We start from the raw sequence: 21637 nt of genomic DNA, 5'->3' as shown, positions 1-21637 counted from the left end.
CTGAAAAATTGAGGCTGGGGGTAAAGTTTCCCCGCCCGCCAAACTCTGCCGGCTACCCTTGCGTGGGGTAGTGACGCGCACGTTAGGTTGCCTACCGGGTAATGCGCCAGCTATTCTAGTCAGCTACAGCCTACTCGCCAACGAGGCAAACCGTTCGAGAAACAACGGCAAAAGCAGGCAAGCCCATACCGCGTCATTATATTTGTATTGTCCAAAGTTGGGCCGTTGTGGCAATTGGGTTTTGAGACGCTTGTTCGCCCTGTTTTGCCCTGTGCTACACACCTGTTAGCCTTTTATGAAAGCTCGTTTTACCCTGCTGTTTCCTTCCCGCACGGCTAACGGCCGTCCTAACTTCGCCGAGGGGCCTTCCCGCATGTCTGACTTGCGGAAGGGGCTGGCCGCGGTGGCCCTGGGGGCGCTAACCTGCGGCTCAGCGCAAGGTCAGGACGTTATTATCAAAAACGACAAGTCCGAAATCAACACCAAAGTGGTCGAGATTACCGAAGAGCACGTGAAGTACAGGCTCTTTGACCACCAGGATGGCCCAATCTACAATATCCAGAAGGCGGAGGTGTGGATGATTATCTACGAAAAAGGCCGCCGGGAGAAGTTTAATCAGCCTGCCTTGGCTGCTACGCCGACAACTCCGGCCGCTGCGCCGGCACCAGTAGCAGCGGCCACAACGGCTGCAGCAGCCACGCCAGCCGCTCCGGCCTTAGCTACGCCAGCAGAGCCGGCGCCCGTGGCAGCAAACCCGGCCCCGGCCACACCAGTAGCAGTACAGCCAGTGACCGAAGCTCCGGCGAGTCAGGACAACCCAGCGACGGCACCGGCGGGAGCCTCGCCAGTGGTAGCCCAGGCTGAAGCTCCTGTCGCTCCAGTAGTAGTTCAGGAGCCCAAGGCGGCTGCGGTGGCCGTGCAAGAGCCTGCGGTAGTTGCGCCCAAGCCCGCCGAGCCGGCCAAAACGGGGCCGGCACCCCGGGAGGCTTTGCCGGCGCTAAGCGCAGGCCAAGTGTTGTGGACCGCTACGCTGGATGGCGAAGTGCTGCAGAAATACGTGAATGCCGACGGCAACATTCTGCTGCTGCGCCGCAATTCGCTGCAGTGCGTAGCACGCAGCACCGGCCGGCAACTGTGGCGCACCGATGTCGAGCTGGCTTTAAAGGCCGCCCGCGTGGGCAAGACGTCGATGGTGGAAGTAACGAGCCAAAAGCCCACTTCGGAATTCTCCCAGTCGACGCTGATAGACACGCGCAACGGGAAGGTGCTCTACAGCCCCCCTGCCACCAAGCAGCTCGGCAACCGGGTAGTTTACGCTGGCAACATCGTGCAGTGGGAAGCTACCGACACGTACACGAAGGCTTTGGTTTTCGACCAAAACACCGGTGCCAAAGTCAGTGAAATTCTGATTGCTGATTCGCGCTACCGCTCGGGCAATGTCGTGCATCGCCCGGATGGGCAGTTGCTGTTTTTCACCTCGCAAGGCTTGGTGGGGCTCGACCCCGTAGCGGGCACGCTGCTGTACAAAGTACCGCTGAAGAAGCTGACGAAGCCGAGCGAGGTGCCCGTCTATGGGGAACCCACATTTCAGCTGTTCGAGACCCAGAAGCCCGGCCAGGTCTGCGTGCTGAAGGACGGCTACCTGACCACGCTGAACCTGCAAACCGGGCAGGTACTAGGTGAGCGGGAGCTGCCGCGGCTGCAGGTAAACTTTCACGAGCTGGAGCAAGACCGCCTACTGGTCGGCAGCCCTGCCAAAAAAGGCCTCAGCATGCACCTGATCGACAAAAACACTTGCCAGGAAGTAAAGTCCAATCTGCTGAGCATTACCAACGGCGGCGCCATGACGCACTTGGGCAACGACCTGTTCGTCATCAGCACCACCACGATGGGTGGCTCCAGCGTGAAGCTAGTAGACCTGACCACGCTGACTTTGAAAGCGGAAAAGACGTTTAAAACCGGTGGTGGCTATTACGGAAACATCATCAACACCAACAACGGCATCGGCCTGCTGAGTGCTTACTCGGTGGATTTCTTCGACCCTAAAACCTACGCCACCGTCAGCAAAACGAAGTACTACGCGCCCAATATCACGTCCAAGGCAAGCGTAGATGACGACACGTACTTCTACGCCAGCGGCTATGTAGGCCGGGTGGATATGAAGAAGGGCGAAGAGTCCTTGCTGCTCAAGGACAAGCTACCGCTCAAGCTGCAGGAGGAAGAAGTACCGGAACTGGAAGTGGTCGACGACGGTGTGCTGCTGCTGGCGGCGCAGTCGGTAGCGAAGGTGGATTTCAAGGGCAACTTGGTGTACAACCAGTACTTCGCGCCCCCTGGTCAATCGGCCGGTCGCGTCATCGGCAACGTGGCCCAGGTGGCCGCCGCCGCGTACTTGGCCGATGCAGCCGGTAGCCAAGCCAAGTCGGCTGGCAGCACCGCTACCAAAAACGATTGGCTGACCAAGCAGAAAGCCTTTGAAGGCGCCGGCGAGGTGGCGGGCCAGGACTTGCGCAAACGTTACTCGAAGTCGGCCCAGGCACTCAACTACCAGATCATGCTTACGAAGTCGGACCGCAACGATGACGGCCGCTTCAAGCTGGTGAAGTTCAACAAAGCCAACGGGAAGGTAGAGGGGCAGGTAGAGGTGAATAGCCGGACGCCGGACTACATCTTCGACCCGGTGGACGGGCTGATTTACCTATTTGAGGCCGACAAAGTGAAAGCCTGCAAAATCTAACCGAAAGCAAATTGCGGAGCGAGGCTAGAGCCAGCTCCGCAATTTTTTTTGAGAAGCGACCCCACGGCCGCTGTATAATCCGATGGTCAAAGTACTGATGATTGGCACATTGCTTCAGAGAAAGCTCTAAACTGGCCTGACAGTGTATCGCCCCAACTTTGACAACGGTTTTCTTCGCCAGGAAATATTGAGGGTCGGTAAATGCGCTGCTGACCAACCACAAACCCGCACGACTGAACAACAAGTAAATAAGTAGCTCTAAACCAGCAGTTTGAAAGCCGCCGCAGCACAGGCTCCGGCTAGCGTATTGAGCAGGTTTACGGTGTTGTTACCCAGGACGCCCCGCCGCTCCAGCGTGGCCCCGAGTACCGAATCCACCACGTTTCCAACGGTGCCGGCCACCGGCAGCCACCATACCCACGGCCCCCAGCCGTGCACCAGGCAATAAGCTGCGGCAATGATAGTGCTGCCTGCCGCACCTAGTAATGTGCCTTCCACACTCACTACGCCGTTTTCGCCGCGCACATCGGGTCGGAAGGTGAGGATGTTCACGTACCGGCTGCCGTAGACGTTGCCCAGCTCCGAGGCGAGCGTGTCGGCGGCGGCGGCGGCAAAGCTGCCGGCCAGCATCAGCGTGCCCAAAGAGGTAAAGGCGGGAAAAAACCAGCTCAGCAGGCCAAGGCCGCCGGCTACGCCGGCATTGGCCACTACCTGCCCGGCAGTGCGACGGCCGCTGTTTTCTTCGGCCAGGCCTAGCCGGCGCTTGTCGGCCACGCGCCAGGCCGTAGCCGCCGTGCCCAACCCGAAGAACAGCGCCAGCAAGGATAATCCTAAGTACCCTGCGCCCAGGAAGATGCCTAAACCTAAGATGCCACCCGTCCAGACGGCCGCCAGCGTGAGTTTGCGGGCCCGGTAGCTGTACGCCATGCCGAGGCCAAGGAACAAGAGCACGGGCGCAACGTGGAGCAGGAAGTTCATGGCCGGAAGATAAAGCCGGCTTCACCAACCCCAGGACTTTTATCGGTCGATTGCCCAATCTGCGCTCGATACGACATTCCGGAGTAGTTATCCAACAACTGCCAGCTACTACGCCTTGCAGGCTCACCTGCGCAACCGAGGAAGAAAACCAAGCTTAGTTACTCGCCGCACCACACTCCTCCATTTAAGTTACCCGTTGCTTGCCAGCCCCTTAGATGTGTATTACCATCCTCGCCACTATAAAAAGCTAATATGCTTTGCTTTACAAAACGGTTTACTAATTTTGTTAGCAAGTAACACCATTCCATCTACTTCTATGAAACAAGCTAGAATAGCCCCATATCTGACCTTCAACGGCAACTGCCGCGAGGCCATGACCTTTTACCAGCGGTGCCTTGGCGGCGAACTGCACATGATGCCCTTTGCCGATGCACCGGCAGCCGGGCGCGTACCGGCCCACACCCGGCAGGGTATCATGCACGCCTGCCTGACCAGCGGCTCACTAGTACTGATGGCTTCCGATACCAACGGGCAACCCGTCACGCAGGGCAACTCCATGACGATGTCGCTGCACTGCACCACCCGCGAGGAAATCAGCACTTGGTTTGCGCACCTCTCCGAAGGCGGGCAAGTAAGCATGCCTCTTGAAGACACGTTCTGGGGCGCCACTTTTGGTATGCTGATCGACCGTTTTGGCATGCCTTGGATGCTTAATTTCGAGCATGTTACGGCGCAGTAGCGTTGCCCATTTTCTGTTCTAAACGAAAAGCGCTGTGTCATCTGGGGCTGATAGCTCAAGCCTGTTAACAGTTCATTTGTTACCTGCCATAAACAAGCTCTAGTTCGTGAGCGAGCCGGCAACTACGGTTCGGGCTTTGCGCTAACAGCTCTGGTGCTGGCGGGTATGTACCGCCGTGGGTTGCCCGCCAGAGCTTTACTGCTGGGATTATCAGTGCTGCACTTTTTTCTGGTGTGGCTTATCATGCTTGCGGGCGGTATAGCGGCTCTTAGAATTAGATTTTTTTCCCTAGCCGGCATTAGCATCGTGGTGCTTCCCAATGCCGGGATGACTAGTTGCGTCGTACCGTAGCGGAGGAACTGCTGCGGCGGCTGATGGTTCCGCACTACGCTACCTGCAGCCACCGCTTGCTTCTGCATCCTCACATTATTATGTGAAACACCCTGATTACCAGCAGGCCTACCTTTAGCGACTTGCATAACCTATACCGTCGTCATGAGGATCCTGCTGTTTTTCGCTTACCTGCTGCCGTTTTTGGCCGGGGCTCAAAACCGGGTTGAGTACCAAGTACACTACGCGCCGCGCATGAGCACGGAAGGCCTGCGAGTGCAGGTGAGCGTGCGTACGCCCCGGGCAACGGACTCCACCTACTTCCACTTTGCCAACGAGGTATTCGGCGAAAAAGACCTACTGCGCTGTGTGAGCGGGCTGACGGGCGAAGGCGCCGCTTACCGCTTCCGCGTAGTGCCCGACAGCAGCCGCATCGTGGTGTACCACCCGCGTACCCGCGAGCTGAGCTTTTCTTACCGCGTGAAGCAGGATGCTCCCGAATACACGCGCGAGCAGTTCAACCGGCCCCGGGTCACAGACACGTATTTTCACGTACTGGGCGAATCGCTTTTCATGATGCCGGAGTACGTGACCAGTTCCCCAACGTCGCCCGACATTACGGCCCGCATCCGCTGGGTGGGCTTCCCCAAAGACTACGTGCTGCACAACACCTTCGCCTCGGGCGCCGCCGAACAAACTTACCGCGGCAAGCTATGGATGCAGTTTTACCGTTCGCTCTTTGTCGGCGGCGATTACCGAGTGCACCAGTTCAAATACGCCAACCGTGCCGTGTACGTGGTCCTGCGCGGGCAGTGGCAGCAGTATGACGACTCTCGGGTGCTCAGCACTATCCAGCAGGCCCTCAGTGCCCAGCGCGACTTCTGGCACGATGCCGGTCCGTCCATTTACACCGTGTTTATGAGTCCTACCGTGACGCTTACCGACAGTGCTTGGCGTGGGCAGAGCATGAAGGGAGCGGCCCTCCATCAAGGCTTCGTGCTGCAATCCTCCAACAACCCATTCAATAGCTGGGACCTGCTGCGCTTTATGTTTAACCACGAGATGATGCACCATTGGATAGCGGGACAGATCGGGGCAGCCCACGAAGAGCTCAACTACTGGTTTACGGAAGGATTTACCGATTACTACGCTTACAAGAACCGTTTGCGCAGCGGCGACCTTACCATGGATCAGTGGGTGCAAGCCTTCAACACGGACGTCATTAAGCGCCTGTACAACAACGCCGAACGAAATCAACCCAACTACTTAATCAAGGATAACTACTGGAAAAGCAACGCCTTCCAGAAGCTGCCTTACCGCCGCGGCGCTCTGTTTGCTTTCTGGCTTGACAACCGCATTCTGCGAACGTCTAATTACACCCGCTCCCTTGATGATTTGATGCGTGAACTGCGCCAAGCCTGCCTGCAGCCGGGCCAGAAATTCACCGACGAGCGGTTTCTAAGTCTCGTACAGAATTACTTGCACGAGGATATCAGCTACTTCTTCCAAAAGCACATCCTCAGCGGCACCGACCTACCCCTGACCAAGCAGGACCTCATCGAAGGCTTCGATGTAGACACTTCGCAGCCAGTGCCGGTGCTGAAATCCACTGGCCCGAGTGATGCGCTACGTGAGCGGTATCTGAGCGTGAAAGCCAGCGCCAAACCGGTGGCGAAGCAGTAGCAAATCCAAAGACGTTGCTATATCAATCCGCACGTCATGCATGTAGGGCATGTTGCGCCTAGAGCAAGGACCGAGGCATCTCGCGTGCTGACTTTAGGTAGTATTCTTCCTATTGGAACTCCTATCCATACACGCGAGATGTTTCCGCTATCCGCGCTTCACGGCTTACGTGCGCAGAAAATCCTGCATGGCAGCTTTGAACTGCGCTACTTCCTGGGCCGTGTTGTAGGGCGCCAGGCCGATACGAACCCAGCCACCCTGCGCACCTACACCCAGCTTTTCGGCCAGAGTGGTAGCGTAAAAATGACCATCGGCGATGCACATGCGGTGATGCTCGGCAAACCACGCGGCTACTTCGCGAGAATTTCGACCTTCAATGGTGAAGGCCAGCGTGGGCGTTTTGCGGGTGCCGGCCGGGGCACGGTACAGGCACACTTGCGGCAGGCTCAGCAGATAGTCCTCCAGCTCCTGGGCCAGCTGCTGCTCGTGCGCGTCGATGGCTTCGAGGCCGGAGCGCAGCCGCTCACGGCGGCCGGTGCCTTGGCCAAGGCTCTGCACGAATTCTAGGGCGCCGATCAGCCCGGCAATGCCCTCGTGGTTTTGGGTGCCGGTTTCGAGCTTGTGCGGAATATCGGTGGGCGCCGGGGCCAGCTTGTACACGGCCAGCTTCTCAAACAGCGCTGCCGAAACCACGGCTACGCCTACGTGCGGACCGAAGAATTTGTAGGCTGAGCACAGCAGCACATCGCAGCCCAACTGCCCGAAGTCGATGGGCAAGTGCGGCACGGCGTGCACCGCATCTATCACCGTAATGGCTCCTACTTCCTTGGCTCGCTGAATTACCCGCTCCACCGGCGTCACGGTGCCCGTCACGTTCGACGACATGCCCACGGCCACCAGCTTGGTGCGCTCGGTGATAAGCTCCGCTAGGTTATCCAGCTCCAGTGTGTACGTGTCGGGGCTGACGGGGATAAACCGGACCGTGGCGCCGCGGTCCTGAGCCAGTGTCAGCCAGGGGTCCACGTTGGCGCGGTGGTCCAGCTCGGTTACTACCACTTCGTCATCAGGGCCGATAAAGCCAGCCAGGCCGCGGGCAATGGCAAAAGCCAGGGAAGTCATATTCTGACCGAAAGCAACTTCCTGCGGCTGGCAGTTTAGCAGATCGGCTACGGCTTGGCGGCCCTCATCGAGCAGGGTATCGGTGCCGACGCTGGTGGGGAAGGTGCCGTGCAGATTGGCCATGCCACCGGTAATGTAGGCCGTCATGCCTTGCAGGGCCTGCTGGGCCATTTGGGTGCCGCCGGGGCCATCGAAATAGATGTAGGGTTGGCGGCCGTTGGTGGATTGGAGGGCCGGAAAATGGCCGCGAATAGCGGAGAGCGAAGTAGAAATCATGCGGGAGAATGGACGAGCTGCCGGGCTTCCAGCTGCATTAGCGCCTCAAGTAAAGCAAGCGTAACGACACCGGGCTTGCCAGTACCAATAACCTGCTCATCGACCTGAACCACGGGCAGCACGCGCTTGGTGGTGCTGGTGAGAAAAGCTTCTTTGGCCTGGTATACATCCTGCAGCGTCACGGTCCCCTCCACCACGGGGTATGGGGTATTGGGCAGCGTGAGCAAGTTGTGGCGGGTAATGCCCGGCAGCACGTCGGCGGCGGGCGTGACAACGGTATCGTCGGCGCGTACGATAAAGAAATTAGCCCGCGGAAACTCCGTCACCGTGCCGCCGTGGTGGTAAAGCACTTCATCGGCCCCGCGGGCCTTGATTTGCTGCAGCAGCCGGATACCCACGGCGTAGTTGATGGTCTTAGCAGGCGGAATTTCGCGTACGTACTCGTGGGTAATCACACGGATGCCCTGTGCCTGCTGCTCGGCAGTGGGCAGCGTGAGCGGCTGCTGGGTGATGATGAGGTTGGGGGCCGCGGGCTGGTAGCCATCGGCGGAATAGCCACCGGTGAGCAGCAGCTTCACGCCGGAGAGTGGCAGGTGGTTGCGCTGCAATAGCCCGTGCAGCACCGCTTGCAACGCCGGGCGCTCCAGCGGCACAGCCAGCTCCATTAGCTGAGCTGATCGGTAGAAGCGGTCCAGATATAAGTCGAGAAACAAGGGCTGGCCGTCCTGCACCTTCAGGAAATCAAACACACCGTAGCCGCGCTGAATGGCCAGGTCGCTGATGTGCAGGCAGGCTTGGTTCAGCGGCGTGAATTCGCCGTGGAGGTAGGCGTAAAGAATAGGGACAGTTGGCATGTAGTAGGATGGTGCTTACGGCTATGATGCTAAAGTTACTCGGCAAAGAAAAGCATGTAAAAAGCCTTCGTACACTTATTGCCAGTTGATCATAAGCAGGCAGAACAAATTCCATTTAAAACAAGTGAGGAACGCATCAATAGGATGCGTTCCTCACTACTGTTAGAGTAAACGTACGCTTAGAGTCGGGTTCCTATTGTGCTGGACACTTTGTTGTACAATACTACAAGCCCATCATAGGTATTAACGTCCCCTCTGAAGAACCCATCCCACCAGGCTACAATGTCACAAAGCGTGGTGCCAAGCTGGTCGTAGCGGGGTGAGCTGGGGTCAACAACTACTGTCTCAGTACTTAGCTGCAACTGATTACCAAAATCGCCTTGGTAAGCCGCAGGAAATAGTTCTAGCGTAAGCGAGGTGCAGCTCATGCCGGTCTGCCGCACAGAATACTGGAAGGAGTAGTTTTCTATTGCATCACCATCAGCTTTGGTAAGCCCTCTGACTTTTTCCAAGAATACATTGGCGAAAATCACCCCCGACTCCGTTTGAAAGCTTTCAACTCGTAGGTTGGCAGTAAACGTTTTGCCTCGCATAACTCCGCTGATGGCCACTTGGAGGCCTCGGGTCTTGTCTCTGGCGGCTTCCTGCGTTACAGACTCTGTACGCGGAGACGGAACGTCGTGTACTTTGTCACAGCCACTGCTGGCTAATAAAGTGCTTGCCAGCAAGGCAAGAATTGCTGTCTTTTTCATAAGTGTGTTGCTTTAGTAGTTGGCTATATGTCAAGTTCTACATTATAACCCCCGGAACAAAATAAGCGAATATAATTTTTCAATGAAGATTAAACTTATAATTTTTTGCTTTATTTCTTGACAATCAGAACCTTATTACTTACACGATAAAATAACGTGAAGCATATATTAAAAATACAATATAAAATTTGTAAACCCCACGGCTCCTTGAAATTGATCCTATTTGAGGTTGATAATGTGGTCAGAAAAAGTATAAACCACCATCAAATTATCCTTTCTCCCTCATCCGCGCCCCATGAAAAGAAGACCCTTCCTCGTTGCTCTACTTCTTGCACTTCCCTTTACCACTGCCATGGCGCAAACCGACCCTAAACTGGAAGCCAAAGCCCGCAAGATTCACGAGCGCGCCTTTACGGTAGATACCCACGCCGATACGCCCATGAACTTGGTGAAGTCCGGCTTCGATCTGACCAAAGACAACGACCCGAAAGACATCAAAGTAGACTTTCCAAAGCTGAAGCGCGGCGGGCTGGACGCGGTATTTTGGGCCGTGTACATGGGCCAGGGCCCGCGCACGCCCGAAGGCAACGCGGCAGCGAAGCAGGAAGCGCTTAAGATCTTCGGGGCAATCCATGCGGCCCTCAAAGCCCATCCCACCGAAATAGCCCTGGCCACCACACCGGAAGAAGCCATGAGCATCCGCAAATCGGGCCGGCGGGCTATTTTCATCGGCATCGAAAACGGCTATCCTGTGGGCCGCGACCTGACGCTGCTCAAGCAGTACTATGACCTGGGTGCCCGCTACATTACGCTCAGCCACGGCACCAACAACGACCTCTGTGACTCTTCCACCGACCCCAATGGGCCGGAATACAACGGCCTCAGCCCCTTGGGTTTGCAGGCCGTGGCAGAAATGAACCGCCTCGGCATCATGGTGGATGTGTCGCACACCTCCGACTCTACGTTCTATGACGTGCTGCGCGTCTCGAAGGCGCCTATCATCGCCTCACATTCGGCAGCCCGGGCCCTGAGCGACGTGCCCCGCAACTTCTCCGACGACATGCTGCGCGCCCTAGCCCGGCACGGCGGCGTGATTCAGCTGAACCTGTTTAGCCCTTACGTCAAGGCCCTGCCCTCGGACCCAGTGCGCGACGCCGCTGTGCAGGCCTTTAATGCCAAGTGGAAAATCAAGAACTTCTTGAACGTGTACAGCCTGCCGCAGCCCCAACAGCAGCAGGCATTGGCTGAAATGGATGAGCTCGGCAAGCAATTCCCGGTGCCGCTGGCCACCGTACAGGACGCGGTAAACCAGATCGACCACATCGTGCGGGTGGCCGGCATCGACCACGTGGGCATCGGCGGCGACTTCGACGGGGGCACCGAGCTCAACGGGCTCAACGACGTGGGCGAGTACCCCAACCTGACCCTGGAGCTGGTGCGCCGCGGCTATTCGCGCCGCGACATTGAGAAAATCTGGAGCGGCAATCTTTTCCGAGTGATGCGGGCCGTGGAGCGCGCCAAAGCCCCCGCCACGGCCGCTCGGGCAGCCTTGTAAACGCTACCCATAAAAAAACGCAGGCAGCTGGTTTCCCGGCTGCCTGCGCGTATGAGCCCTTAAGGCACCGGTTAGTTACGAACGCCGCTGATCAGTGTCTGGGTCAAGACGGTTGGTATCGTTGCCTTGCAGGCGCTCCACATCTACTTCGGTTTTGCGCACGGTATCACGTATGGTCTCGTCGCGCTCTTCCACTTCTTTGCCGAGGCGGATTTCTTCTACCACGCGGGCTTCCTTATTGACGATGGGCACCTCGGCGTGCTCCGTAATTTCAATCTGCCCTTCGCGGAAGCTCTGGATGTCGGCTTCGGTGGCGGGGCGGTTCACGGGGGTACGCTCAACCCACACGTGCTCTTCACGCAGGCGCAGGTGCTCCTCTACCGGTCGCTCCACGATGCGGCTGCGTAGCCGGGCGCCGCCGGTTTCCACCTCGCGCTTGCCCACTTGCAGGTTCTCTTCGATGATCGGAATGGACTGATCCGTTACATCCTGGCCACGGCCGGTTATGTTCTGGCCCGTGTTGGCTGCCCCCGTCCAGTTGGCAGAGGCGTAGCCTGACTGAGCAGCGCGGTCATCCACATCAATGGCTCCGGCGCGGTCCAGCACTTCGGCGGCACGACGGGCGTTTTCGGCCGAGTCACAATGCACTGTCACGATGGAACCAGCCTGCCGGCCTACGTGCGAGTAGCGCTGGGCGTCGTCGCTATCGTTAGTGCCAAACAAGTTGCCGAAGAAGTTGCCAATGCTGTCGCCAGTACGGCCAGCGGCGTCGGCTACGCCTTCGGTAGCGGTGCCGCTGCTGTTGCGGTAGTCCGAGGAATCGTAATCGGGGCGGGCGGCGCGGCCCAACGAATCACCGACCTGGTCGGCGGTACGGCCAGCAGTATCGGCGGCGCCTTCCACGGCCGTACCGCTGCTGTTACGATAATCACTATTGCCAGCCTGGCCTGAGCCACCGCGGGCTATGTCTACGTTGTCGAGGCTAAAGCCAGCGCTTTGAAGTTGCTGCGCGGCTTGCTGCGCTTGGGCAGCATTATCAAACATTCCTATTACAGTGTGCATGGTTGTGGTGTGAGGTTATACAGTTAGTCTAAACCAGCAGCAGTACAGCGCATCCGGCCAACGCCGACGTGGCTTACTGCTACTGAGCTTGCGAATGATTTACGCCACCTCATTTGTTAAGTTGTTAATAATGAACCACTGACGAGCTTGATTGGTCTTTGCTTTATTGGACTAGCTCAACAGCAGTAGCCGGGCCCAAAAGGCTATCGACAACGGGGCTTGGCCTGCATTTGGTATTATTAGAAGGAATGACCCCTGCGGCAAAAACGCCAACAGTCAAGGCTCGCGCGAGCTTTCCAGGCCTGATGTTGTACAATACCCCCGACGCCTAGTTGTAGGCACTTGATAGTAAGGTGAGCTGGCCAAACCACGTCCTTACGGCTATCAAGCTCAGCCTTATCCTTTTACTCGATTGAAGCGTTGGGAATGGTACTTCCCGCTGCCGTCAGCAGGCAGCTAGCCAACCATCACCTTACCAACCTGATCAACTATGAATCAGCCCATTTCGCGCCGCCAGCACGCCATTCCGGAGTTTACCATGATTCCGTCCATCGCCGCCGCCCCCGCCGCCATCGGCTTCACCGACGACAAAACGGCCTCTACCTTGTGCTACGTGCTCAGCGGCACGGCGCTGCTCTCATCCTTATTTACCCGCGCCGAGTGGGGCGCCGTGAAAGTCATTCCCTACAAGGCTCACTTGGCCATTGATGCTGTAAGTGGCGTAACGGCGTTGGCCGCGCCGTGGCTTTTTGGCTTTGCCGATAACAAGCGCGCCCGCAATGCCTTCCTAGCCATGGGTCTCATTGCCGGGGTGGTTACCCTGCTTTCGCGCCCGGAGGAAATGCCCGAAAGCCAGCAATCCTAATTACTAGGTTTCGACCCAAACACTTGGCGCCCTGACCTGCACAGCTTAGCGTGCAGGCCGGGGCGTTTTCATTGAAGGCCCCAATATGACTTAGCTGCTCCTATTGTATGGCGGTGCCAGGTTTGGAAGCAGCACAACTGCTGAGCATTCTGCCAAGCAGCGGGAACAGGCCGACAAGAGTGAGCGAGGATAAAACCAGCTAAGTGCGAACGGGAATCAGTGCTTTAAAACGGGGAGGCGAGGCCAGGAAATTACGGGCCGTCTGTTCCGTTTGATATGCTTCAGCTTGTCCACTGGGTATGCGGTCCATTTAGCAGCCCTTGATGTTTGGCCTGCTGCATAGCAGCATATCCTTTTGGGCCGCAGCGCGGTTTATATGCCAGTCCAGGCTCGTTTAGTGAGCCGCACCGCCCTACTCATCACCCTCTGTCATTTCTCTCTTATGCAAGCTTATATCCTTGCTGAGCCAACCGGTTCCGCTGGCCTCTATCTATCTCAGCAGCCCTCTCCTACGCCCTCTGCAGGCGAAGTGCTGGTGCAGGTGCAAGCCATCAGCCTAAATCCTGTGGACGTCAAAACCTGCCAGGGCAAGGCCTTATACGGCAGTCTCAAGGAGCAGCCGCCCGTGATGCCCGGTTGGGACATAGCCGGCATAGTGCGCGCCCTAGGCGCAGGCGTAACCGGCCTGCAGCCCGGCGACGAAGTATTTGGCATGATCAATTTTCCGGGCCACGGTCGCGCCTACGCCGAGCTGGTGGCGGCCCCTGCTGCCCACCTGGTGCGCAAGCCCGCCCACTTATCAAGTGCCGAAGCCGCTGCAGGCACGCTGGCTGCTCTCACGGCCTGGCAGGCGCTGGTGCACAATGCTAACCTGCAGCCTGGCCAACGCGTGCTGATTCATGCCGCCGGCGGGGGCGTGGGCCACTATGCCGTGCAGTTGGCCAAGCACCTCGGCGCTTATGTGGTAGCCACCGCTTCGGCGGGCAAGCGCGACTTCGTGCTGGAACTGGGTGCCGATGAGCACGTGGATTACCAGCAGCAAGCCTTCGAGCAGGTGGTAGCGCCCGTGGAAGTGGTGCTCGATACCGTAGCCGGCGACACACAGCTACGCTCCCTGCAAATCATTAAGCCCGGTGGTACTCTGGTCAGCATTCTGGGCCTCACGCCCGATACGCCCCAACGCGCTGCACAGCAACAAGTGACGGCCAAAGCCATGCTGGTGAATTCCAACGAGCCGGGCATGCAGCAGGTGGCCAATTTGCTGGCCAGCGGCGCACTCCGCTCCCACGTATCACACACTTTCGCATTCGCCGAACTGCCCCAAGCCATGGAGCAAGTAGCCAGCGGCCACACGCAGGGTAAGGTGGTGGTGACGCTGTAATTATGGAGGCGGTCAGCGGACTTCCTTTAGCACCTTTGCATCGTGCACAACGGTTCCCCCTACCACGGTAAGCACACTGCTTGTTTTGGGCAACTCTGGGGTGGGCACCGAAAAAATATCCTGCGAGAGCACCACCACATCGGCCAGCATGCCCGGGGCAATGCGGCCCTTCTGCTGCTCGGCAAACTCGGCGAAGGCTGAGCCCAAGGTGTAGGCCTGCACTGCTTGTTGCCGGCTGATGGCTTCGGCGGGGTTGGCGGGGGCCAGCGTGGCAAACATGATGTTGAGGAAGGGATTTAGCGGCCCATCGGAGCCTAGGGCCAGCGGTATACCGGCGACCAGCAACGACTTGAGCGGCTGCATGCCCGCCCCCCAGCGCTGCTGAAACAAAGCTGGCTCCATGAAATGGCTGGGATTCTGCACCACCACCACGCCCAAGCGCCGGGCCCGAGGCAGCAGGTCGCCCACCACTCCATCACCGTGCTCGATGCGCACGCGCCGAGCTTTCCAGTCGATGGGTGGGCGGTGGCTTTCCAGCGCTTGCAGCACTACGGCAGCGGCTGCATCGCCGGCGCAGTGCAGCAGCAGCTGCTGGTTTAGCTCAAGCGACTCCTGCACCATCCGGGCAATTTCGGTGGGCGCAAAGTTCAGTTGGCCTGACCAGCCTGGCCGGTCGGCGTAGGACTGGCGCAGTGCGGCGCCGCGCTCGTAAGGCGTGCCATCGATTATCCACTTAATGCCATTAATGGTTACGCGAGGCGCCTGACTCGTTAGCCGCGCCAATTGCTGCTGCTCCGTCACATCACGGCCCTGCGCAGTGGTGGCAGGAAACGGGATGGCGCGCACCCGAATGGGTAGCCGCGCTTGCTGCAGCAGACGGGCTACCCGCTCAATGGGCATAGCCGAAAACAGTTGCACCGAAGTAATGCCGAAACGAGCTGCTTCGGCACTGAATTGTTGCAGCTCTTCTACGGCTGCTTCATCAGAAACCTGCGCCGCCAGAGCCCGGAGGGATTTCCACTGGGCATATTCCCAATAGCGACCATTCAACTGCTGCGAACCGGCTTGCCGCTCGTAGTGGCCTCCCATGGGGTCGGGCTCTTGTGCCGCGGTTTCCAACCGGGGCAAGGCTAGCGAATTCAGGATGTAGCCATGCCCGTAGTAGGCACTCAGCAGCACCGGATGCCGGGGTGCCAGCTTATCCAGCGCGGCCCGATTTACCTGTTCATTCAGCACGACCTGCGCCCCCACCGATCCAAAAATCCAGGTACCGGCTGGTGCTTCGGCCGTGGCTTTCCGAATGGCGTGCTCCGTTTCTTCCCAGCTAGGTTCCATGCTGGCGAAGGCCAGTTGCACGCCGCGAGGCTTAGGGCTGAAGTGCGTATGGGAGTCGTTGAAGCCCGGCGTCACCACCCGGCCTTGCAGGTCGAGGCGGCGGGTTTTGGGGCCGGCCAACTTTACGACTTCTGCTGTAGTACCCACCGCGACAATTCGCTCACCCCGAATGGCCAATGCCTCGGCTGCGGGCCGAACGGAGTCAGCAGTAAATATTTGGCCCCGGATTAGAATCAGATCGGCAGGACGCTGCTGGCCGAACCCGATGGTAGTCACCAGGACCAACCCGGCAAATAATACGGCTATTCGCATGAGAGCCAAGCTTTACGTGGAGGAACAGCGCTGCACTTATCACTGTAGTCAAAGTACCTATTTTCGCTTACTTACCACATCCTTTTGCCTCGTTTACCGGCGTGAGCTTCAACAACCTATGTTCAAAGCCCTGCAATCCGACGGCATCACCCTGCACCTCATCAACGACGACAACCTGGCCGAGGTGTACGCCTTGTTTCAAGGTTACCCCGACTCGCGGGAAATGCTGGAGGAGCTGTTTCGCAATTACCTCCCGCGCTACGAGCAAGGCCAGCGCACCAACTTCGGCTTTTACTCGCTGCTGGGTACCGAGGTGGCCGGCATGACGCTGCTTACCGTGGACAGCTGGGAGGAGCGCGCCGGCTCCACCGGGGCCGACATTTTTCAGCACATGCGCGGCCGGGGTATTACGCCGCGCAGCAAGGCGCATTTGTTTTACCTAGCCTTCGAGTTGCTGGGCTTGAACCGTGTGGCCACCGGCTGCCTTGTGTCGAATCTGGCCTCGAAGCGGTCAATTGAGAAAACGCCGGGCTTTCAGTTCGAAGGCGTGATGCGCGAGTCGGGTATAAACGACGACGGCGAGTTCGAAGATGAACTGCTCTACGCCATCCTGCGCCGCGACTGGGTGCAGCTTTACGATAAGTCCCACGTAACGGTGCTGTATTAGGGCTGCAGGCAATAGTGGGAGAGAATGAAGTATAGCCTCCAGACGTATCCTTTATTGCCCGCAGAGCCTGGCAGCAAACCTGCCGGTTGATCAGCCCGCGTCATTGTTTCCTTGCCACCTTACTACCCGCTTGCTCACAAAAAAAGGCCCGCACAAGGCGGGCCTTTCTATTTAAAGCCGAAGCTTAGCCTTATTCGATAACCACGCGCTTGGTCACCATGCCTTCCGGCAGGCTGATGCGCAGCGTGTACACGCCACGTGCCAGCTTGCCCAGCGACAGGGCTTGAGCCGCATTACCGCGGTTGGCTGCCAACTGCTGGCTCAGCACTTGCTGGCCCAGCGCATTCAGCATTACCACTTCTACTGCTTGCTTGGTGGTCGGCATGGTCAGCCACAGCTGCTCATGAGCCGGGTTGGGGTACACCGTTACCTGCGCGCTCAGTTGCGCCGGAGCTGTAGCCAAAGCCCGCGCTGAGTTGAACACAAGCGAGAAACGACCATTGTTGGGCTGAGCATCCGTAGTGAAAGTGTAAGCAGCTTGCGACGTCAAAGTAGTGCTCGTGCCGGTGAGGGCGTCGCGCAGTTGCACGGTCACGCCAGCGGGCATATTCAGCAGCTCATCGGTGCGCAGCGTGTAGCTGCCGGCTTGGCCCACGCGCACGCCCAGGGGTACGGTCACGGTAGCATTGCCGAGCAGCGGCAAGCCGTTGATGGCCAGTGGCTCGCCGTCGTTACCCAGCGTCAGTAGGGCATTGTTGCCGGCGGTCAGCTTGGGTGCGTCGAAAGCCCGGTCGAAACCAGCTGTGGCTCCTTGCTGGAAGTACACCACAGCTTCATCGGTCGAACCGTTTCCGTTCAGCGCCAGGCGCAGCAGCGGGCGCGTTTCCGCGCCGCGGTTCATCACTGCGTTGGTGTAAGAAGTGACGCGGGCAGCATTGGTCAGAGACAAGCTGCCGGTGGTGCCGGGGTTGCTCACGCGCACAAAGAAGCCTTGGCCAACGGGAATGATGTTGGAGCCACCGTTGACGCCCGTGCCGTTAATAAAGCTGGCATAACCACCGGTGTACTGCCCGCTCGATTTGTATACGTGCACGGCGTTATCAAGACCGCTAGCGCCGGCCAATGCCTGCGTCCAGCTGATAGGTGCCGGATACGGGTTGCCAATTAGGTGCCAACCGCCTTGGTCTTGCGTGCTACGGCTCAGGCCACTGATGTTCACGGCCCCGTTGCCGAGGGTGCCCACGAAGTCTACCACTTGGCCACCGGCCAGGTTCACGGTGTAGCCACGGCCGGGCGTCATGGTCTCCGCCGTGCTGGCGGGTGATACCCAGCCTTGGTCGAAATTAGCGTTGGCATTGGCACCACTAGCCGTTACCTGCGCCTGGTTGTAGAAGAAGATGTTCGGGAAAGGCGTAACCAGCGTCGGTGTAGGCGAGGTGTTGTAAGCCGTGTTTACCACCGGTGAGAAAGCAGCTGTAGTCAGGTCGGCCAGCGTGGTATTGGCCACGGGCGCCGAGAAGTGGCGGTAGCCAGCCCCGGCGTTCATGGTCTGATCGAGGTAGCGCTGCACAGTGCTGCTGCCGGTAACAACGGCACTACCGTTGTTGACCACCATGGCCGTCGCGGCGGGGTTAGAAACCAGCGTGAGGTTGCCGTTGGAGGCCAAGTTGCCGTTGAGCGTGAGCAGCAGCGTAACTGCCACGCCGCTGTTAAGCTGCAGTCCAGCTGCGCCCACCGTCAGGTTACCAATGCTCAGGGCATTAGTACCGTTGATACTCTGTACGGCGCTACCAGCCGTCAGCAAGGTACCAGTCCCGCCGATATTGCCGTTGTTGTTCAGGTTGCCATTGAGGCGCAACGAGCCGCTGCCGACAATAGTCAGCGAAGCCCCAGCTGCCACGTTCAGGCTGTTGACTCCAGCACTGGTCGACAGCACGGGCATCCGTACCACACCAGCCGGTATGGTTACGTTATCGGCCGGGCCGGGCAGCACGTTGTTGCTCCAGTTGCCCGCGGTGGCGTAGTCGGTGCTCACGGCACCGGTCCACGTGCCATTGGCCGTAGCTGGTGGGTTCACGACTACCTGAATAGTAAACGTGCTTTGGGCCGCCGTGGGCAAGCCGTTGTCGACGGCAGTAAACGTGACGTTGTTCGTACCGATGTTGCAGGCGCTGCCGGTAGCCGTGAAGGTCAAGGTCGGGTTTGAGCCGCCGTTGCCGGCTACTGTAGCCGTGGCGTTGCACAGCCCGTTCAGGTTCGAGCTGACGTTGACCGTTTGGTTGGTTTCAGGCCCTGAAAACTGCAGGGTCACCGTACGGGTGTCTCCTTGGTTGAGGGTCACGGTGTTGTTGGGCGGCAAGCCGGCTACTGCCGGTGGAATATTGCTGTTGTTTACGGCACCTACCTGATAGCCCAGGCATTGCCCATCCAGCCAGTCAACTCCGCCTGGGTCGCCCACGCTAGGAACGTTGGGGGCGCTGTTACCGCTGCGGTCAAAGCGGCCCGTCTGAATAAAGTTGATGTTGTTGCCGCGGTTGGCACCTACCGTAGCCGGAGTGCCCCCGAAGCCGCCACTTCCCCCCGACGCCGAACCAGTGGTCCACTGCATATCGTCGTAGGAAATCAGTACGTCGTTGCCGGTAAAGCCAGGCGCCGTATTAGCCTTGATAACGAGCTGAAAAGTATTCTTTTTATCAGCTTGGCCATTGTAATAGCCCACGCGGTTCCAGACCACGACCAAGCGGTCGGAGAATACTTTGTACCAGACGGTGCCGCTACCGGTGGCACGCGTATCCACATCAGCCCAAAAAGCCGCAACCATGGGTGTGGGGATGGGAAAGCCCGATGCAGTGAAAGCACCCAGCGCGCTGTCGAAGGTAATGTTGCCGTTGTTGTTGATGAATACCTGATTGTAGGTAGTACCAAACAGCGAGAAATTCCAGCCCAGGTTGACCGGGCCGAATGACCCGTCGTCGTTGCGGCCCAGCTGCGACCAGCCACCAGCAGCAGTAGTGTCAAACGGCTCGAAGCAGGCCGGGCGGGCGACGGGCGTAAGCACGCGGCCGGGTACCGGAGTGAACGGCTCGCCAGCCCGCATAGCTTGCTGCTGCCGAACGAGCTGCTGCTTTTGCATCTGGTACTGCGGATTGTTTTCGCTAGGGTCCCAGAGCCGCGGTGCCGTGCGCTGCTGGGCCATACCAGTGCCAATGGACAACCCGGCCAGCGCTACCATACTAAGCAGGCGCGCTAGAAATCTTGTAGTTGTGGGCATAGAAAAAAGGAGAGTGAAACGAAGACTGATTACCCGCGCGCTGGCAAATGCCTCTTGGGAAAATCACACTAGAAAGGAGCAAAAATTACTAACAAGCGAAGGTAGTCAGCGAAAAACTTTAATCCTTATTAATTAATATAATTTCAAGAGCGCCATATCATAAAAGGAAGTTTTCTCCGGATTAAGCGTAGTATTAATGGTTTGAAGGAGTTTACTGACGCGGGTAGCGGAGCGAATTGCAGTCAGAGCCTAGTCCTATTTTTTCTACCTAGCTGAGTTCTTCGCCCCGAGCCCATGGGTTGAGAGTAATGCCTAAGCGTGCACATCGAAAATTGCCCGTCATCCCGAGCTACCAAATCAAGAAAGGCGCAAGGCAGACCTCACGCATGCAGGCGTGGAGCAACCGCACGCAGTAGATTATTATCCGGCGAGATGCTTCGGGCCCTTATCTAGGCGCAACCTGCTCGATATGAGGTTCGGCTACTGTCGTCCTGGTGTTAATCAACTGTTCCCTTGCCTCTGCTTAGCTGTGGCTGGAAACTCGCTCCAGCTCTAATCACTGGCACCCGAGCCAGACCAACTGTGTAATACGCCGCGACCAAACTACCGGCGCTACACCGCGCCTACCCGCTCCCGGTTGTACTTCTCGCGGTATTCCTTCGGTGAAAGGCCCGTTAGGCGCTTGAATGTTGTTCGAAACGCTTTGGCATCAGCGTAGCCCACGCGGTACATCACTTCGTTTACGTTTTCTCGTGAGGCCTCAAGGCTGTTTTTGGCGGCTTCGATCTTGACGCGCTGAATGTATTCCACCACTGAATTGGCGGTAGCTTTCTTGAAGCGCCGTTCCAGATTACGGCGGCTCAGAGCTAGCAAGTCGGCCAGCTGATCCACTGTGAGCTTCTCGTGGTAATTGTCTTCGATGTAGGTCTGGGCTTTCAGCACCGACTCGTCACCATGGTCCTTTTGCCCGCGAAACACGGCAAAAGCGGATTGACTGACCCGTTCAATGTCAATTTGAAACACTTTGGCGCAGGTAACGGCCATTTCGCGGCTGGCGTACTTCTCGATGAGATACAGCACCAGATTCAGGTAGGAGAAGGCCCCGCCACTGGAGTAAATGCCGTGTTCATCGGTGATGAGCTTGTCTTCCACCAGTTGCACCTGCGGGTATAGTGCCCGGAAATAATGCGCCGCCGCCCAGTGCGTGGTGCATTGACGCCCATCGATGAGGCCAGTGGCGGCCAGCAAGAACGCGCCTACACACAGGCTGGCTACTTCGGCGCCTCCTTTGTACTGCTGCACTATCCACGGCACAAAGTCGTGGTTGGCCTCCAGGGCCTTGCGTAGGTCGCCGTCGATGGCCGGGATGATGACCAGATCGGTACGGGCTATATCCTGCAACAGCTGCTCAGTCCGGATCTGATACAAGCCACCGCACACGGGCGTCTCGTGCACCAGGCCCACCAGCTGCACCTCGAACAATGGTGGCCGGCCCATACGCTGCAACAAAGCATTTACCTCGCTGAATACCAGGCGCGGGCCTTCGATGCTGCCCAAGATGGCGCCTTTGGGCACTAGTATGGAAATGTGCTTCATACCTCTAAGAACAAAACTTCTACTTGATGGCGCAATTGCCCCCGCAGAAGGGCGCATGTACCCCCGCTGCCCACCTCAATTTGCTAATAATTTTGGATATTCAACAACAAGTAGATGTCAAAAAA

General features: G+C 58.0%; 15 protein-coding genes. 7 read left to right on the top strand and 8 right to left on the bottom strand.

What is annotated here, in order from left to right:
* Nucleotides 1-295 precede the first annotated feature (295 nt).
* Nucleotides 296-2737 carry an outer membrane protein assembly factor BamB family protein gene (locus AC5FXY_RS15840; protein ID WP_493557676.1) on the top strand — a complete coding sequence of 814 codons (2442 nt, stop codon included), beginning with the start codon at nucleotides 296-298 and terminating at the stop codon, nucleotides 2735-2737.
* A 258-nt stretch (nucleotides 2738-2995) separates the two neighbouring features.
* Here AC5FXY_RS15840 and AC5FXY_RS15835 read toward each other — a convergent pair whose 3' ends face one another.
* Nucleotides 2996-3715: a DUF92 domain-containing protein gene (locus tag AC5FXY_RS15835; RefSeq protein WP_493557675.1), complete on the bottom strand. Its 720-nt coding sequence runs from the start codon at nucleotides 3713-3715 to the stop codon at nucleotides 2996-2998.
* A 316-nt stretch (nucleotides 3716-4031) separates the two neighbouring features.
* Between AC5FXY_RS15835 and AC5FXY_RS15830 the strand changes: the two genes are divergently transcribed.
* Together AC5FXY_RS15830 and AC5FXY_RS15825 are read left to right on the top strand one after the other, a co-directional pair.
* Nucleotides 4032-4454: a VOC family protein gene (locus AC5FXY_RS15830; RefSeq protein ID WP_493557674.1), complete on the top strand. Its 423-nt coding sequence runs from the start codon at nucleotides 4032-4034 to the stop codon at nucleotides 4452-4454.
* 495 nt (nucleotides 4455-4949) lie between these two features.
* Nucleotides 4950-6467, top strand: coding sequence for a M61 metallopeptidase family protein (locus AC5FXY_RS15825; RefSeq protein WP_493557673.1), 1518 nt, complete (start codon nucleotides 4950-4952; stop codon nucleotides 6465-6467).
* A gap of 165 nt (nucleotides 6468-6632) precedes the next feature.
* Here AC5FXY_RS15825 and AC5FXY_RS15820 read toward each other — a convergent pair whose 3' ends face one another.
* From AC5FXY_RS15820 to AC5FXY_RS15810, 3 genes are all read right to left on the bottom strand, one after another.
* Nucleotides 6633-7862, bottom strand: a complete 1230-nt coding sequence (locus AC5FXY_RS15820; protein WP_493557672.1) for a cysteine desulfurase-like protein — start codon at nucleotides 7860-7862, stop codon at nucleotides 6633-6635.
* Nucleotides 7859-8716 (bottom strand): aminotransferase class IV, encoded by an 858-nt coding sequence (locus tag AC5FXY_RS15815; RefSeq protein WP_493557671.1) that lies wholly within the window; start codon nucleotides 8714-8716, stop codon nucleotides 7859-7861. Before AC5FXY_RS15815 ends, AC5FXY_RS15820 begins: the two co-directional genes overlap by 4 nt.
* A 179-nt stretch (nucleotides 8717-8895) precedes the next feature.
* Nucleotides 8896-9468 carry a hypothetical protein gene (locus AC5FXY_RS15810; RefSeq protein WP_493557670.1) on the bottom strand — a complete coding sequence of 191 codons (573 nt, stop codon included), beginning with the start codon at nucleotides 9466-9468 and terminating at the stop codon, nucleotides 8896-8898.
* A gap of 352 nt (nucleotides 9469-9820) precedes the next feature.
* Between AC5FXY_RS15810 and AC5FXY_RS15805 the strand changes: the two genes are divergently transcribed.
* The gene (locus AC5FXY_RS15805) at nucleotides 9821-11023 is read left to right on the top strand and encodes a dipeptidase (protein ID WP_493557669.1); all 1203 of its coding nucleotides are present in this window, start codon (nucleotides 9821-9823) and stop codon (nucleotides 11021-11023) included.
* A 75-nt stretch (nucleotides 11024-11098) separates the two neighbouring features.
* On the opposite strand, the gene AC5FXY_RS15800 is transcribed toward AC5FXY_RS15805, so the two are convergent.
* Nucleotides 11099-12085 carry a YsnF/AvaK domain-containing protein gene (locus AC5FXY_RS15800; protein WP_493557668.1) on the bottom strand — a complete coding sequence of 329 codons (987 nt, stop codon included), beginning with the start codon at nucleotides 12083-12085 and terminating at the stop codon, nucleotides 11099-11101.
* Nucleotides 12086-12575: 490 nt separating this feature from the next.
* Between AC5FXY_RS15800 and AC5FXY_RS15795 the strand changes: the two genes are divergently transcribed.
* Together AC5FXY_RS15795 and AC5FXY_RS15790 are read left to right on the top strand one after the other, a co-directional pair.
* Nucleotides 12576-12950 (top strand): SPW repeat domain-containing protein, encoded by a 375-nt coding sequence (locus AC5FXY_RS15795; RefSeq protein ID WP_493557667.1) that lies wholly within the window; start codon nucleotides 12576-12578, stop codon nucleotides 12948-12950.
* 442 nt (nucleotides 12951-13392) lie between these two features.
* Entirely contained in the window at nucleotides 13393-14331 is a 939-nt protein-coding gene (locus tag AC5FXY_RS15790) for an NADP-dependent oxidoreductase (RefSeq protein ID WP_493557666.1), read from the top strand.
* A gap of 12 nt (nucleotides 14332-14343) precedes the next feature.
* Here the strand turns inward: AC5FXY_RS15790 and AC5FXY_RS15785 are convergent, their stop codons facing one another.
* Nucleotides 14344-15978, bottom strand: a complete 1635-nt coding sequence (locus AC5FXY_RS15785) for an amidohydrolase (RefSeq protein ID WP_493557665.1) — start codon at nucleotides 15976-15978, stop codon at nucleotides 14344-14346.
* A gap of 118 nt (nucleotides 15979-16096) precedes the next feature.
* Between AC5FXY_RS15785 and AC5FXY_RS15780 the strand changes: the two genes are divergently transcribed.
* Nucleotides 16097-16645 (top strand): GNAT family N-acetyltransferase, encoded by a 549-nt coding sequence (locus AC5FXY_RS15780; RefSeq protein ID WP_493557664.1) that lies wholly within the window; start codon nucleotides 16097-16099, stop codon nucleotides 16643-16645.
* 190 nt (nucleotides 16646-16835) lie between these two features.
* Here the strand turns inward: AC5FXY_RS15780 and AC5FXY_RS15775 are convergent, their stop codons facing one another.
* Together AC5FXY_RS15775 and AC5FXY_RS15770 are read right to left on the bottom strand one after the other, a co-directional pair.
* The gene (locus tag AC5FXY_RS15775) at nucleotides 16836-19916 is read right to left on the bottom strand and encodes a DUF8693 domain-containing protein (protein WP_493557663.1); all 3081 of its coding nucleotides are present in this window, start codon (nucleotides 19914-19916) and stop codon (nucleotides 16836-16838) included.
* Between the two features lie 612 nt (nucleotides 19917-20528).
* On the bottom strand, nucleotides 20529-21512 hold the full coding sequence (locus tag AC5FXY_RS15770) for a GlxA family transcriptional regulator (RefSeq protein WP_493557662.1): 984 nt from the start codon (nucleotides 21510-21512) through the stop codon (nucleotides 20529-20531).
* Between the last annotated feature and the right edge of the window lie 125 nt (nucleotides 21513-21637).

Source organism: Hymenobacter sp. FMD4 (assembly GCF_058932745.1).
This window is presented reverse-complemented; position numbering and strand designations above follow the sequence as displayed.

Bases quoted from the DNA above. Each gene is read 5' to 3' on its own strand.
- AC5FXY_RS15840 (WP_493557676.1), top strand. From the start codon at position 296: ATGAAAGCTCGTTTTACCCTGCTGTTTCCTTCCCGCACGGCTAACGGC.
- AC5FXY_RS15815 (WP_493557671.1), bottom strand. From the start codon at position 8,716: ATGCCAACTGTCCCTATTCTTTACGCCTACCTCCACGGCGAATTCACG.
- AC5FXY_RS15775 (WP_493557663.1), bottom strand. From the start codon at position 19,916: ATGCCCACAACTACAAGATTTCTAGCGCGCCTGCTTAGTATGGTAGCG.
- AC5FXY_RS15805 (WP_493557669.1), top strand. From the start codon at position 9,821: ATGGCGCAAACCGACCCTAAACTGGAAGCCAAAGCCCGCAAGATTCAC.
- AC5FXY_RS15835 (WP_493557675.1), bottom strand. From the start codon at position 3,715: ATGAACTTCCTGCTCCACGTTGCGCCCGTGCTCTTGTTCCTTGGCCTC.
- AC5FXY_RS15770 (WP_493557662.1), bottom strand. From the start codon at position 21,512: ATGAAGCACATTTCCATACTAGTGCCCAAAGGCGCCATCTTGGGCAGC.
- AC5FXY_RS15780 (WP_493557664.1), top strand. From the start codon at position 16,097: ATGTTCAAAGCCCTGCAATCCGACGGCATCACCCTGCACCTCATCAAC.
- AC5FXY_RS15800 (WP_493557668.1), bottom strand. From the start codon at position 12,085: ATGCACACTGTAATAGGAATGTTTGATAATGCTGCCCAAGCGCAGCAA.
- AC5FXY_RS15825 (WP_493557673.1), top strand. From the start codon at position 4,950: ATGAGGATCCTGCTGTTTTTCGCTTACCTGCTGCCGTTTTTGGCCGGG.
- AC5FXY_RS15830 (WP_493557674.1), top strand. From the start codon at position 4,032: ATGAAACAAGCTAGAATAGCCCCATATCTGACCTTCAACGGCAACTGC.
- AC5FXY_RS15795 (WP_493557667.1), top strand. From the start codon at position 12,576: ATGAATCAGCCCATTTCGCGCCGCCAGCACGCCATTCCGGAGTTTACC.
- AC5FXY_RS15810 (WP_493557670.1), bottom strand. From the start codon at position 9,468: ATGAAAAAGACAGCAATTCTTGCCTTGCTGGCAAGCACTTTATTAGCC.
- AC5FXY_RS15820 (WP_493557672.1), bottom strand. From the start codon at position 7,862: ATGATTTCTACTTCGCTCTCCGCTATTCGCGGCCATTTTCCGGCCCTC.
- AC5FXY_RS15790 (WP_493557666.1), top strand. From the start codon at position 13,393: ATGCAAGCTTATATCCTTGCTGAGCCAACCGGTTCCGCTGGCCTCTAT.
- AC5FXY_RS15785 (WP_493557665.1), bottom strand. From the start codon at position 15,978: ATGCGAATAGCCGTATTATTTGCCGGGTTGGTCCTGGTGACTACCATC.